This window comes from Streptomyces sp. URMC 126 (assembly GCF_051386555.1).
In the GTDB taxonomy this organism is placed as follows: Bacteria; Actinomycetota; Actinomycetes; order Streptomycetales; family Streptomycetaceae; genus Streptomyces.
On sequence record NZ_JBPQTX010001210.1, the window covers coordinates 1 to 245 of the forward strand.

1 protein-coding gene is annotated in these 245 nt (G+C 31.0%); it reads right to left on the reverse strand.

Annotation, left to right across the window (positions count from 1 at the left end):
- Nucleotides 1-226 (reverse strand): hypothetical protein (locus tag ACSNOK_RS35690; protein ID WP_436784817.1); only part of this gene is annotated, 226 nt, incomplete at its 3' end.
- Nucleotides 227-245: the final 19 nt, after the last annotated feature.

The following is a 245-nucleotide window of genomic DNA, read 5'->3' on the forward strand; positions in this document are numbered from 1 at the left end:
TTATTAACCCAGGCTCAACCATCCAAGAATAGTTGATTTCATTTTTTTCATTACTTCCATCATTAATAATCCATATTTTTTGATCTTTATCAAAGATTTGAAAACTGGCTACAAATTTCTTTGAATCTACGCCAACCAAACATTCTGGCTCTCGATTTTCAATATCTTTGGCGTACGATGAAGAAAAATTCAAACAAATAGCAAATACATAAAATAAATATTTCATCGTCGAGTGCCTCTTGTTC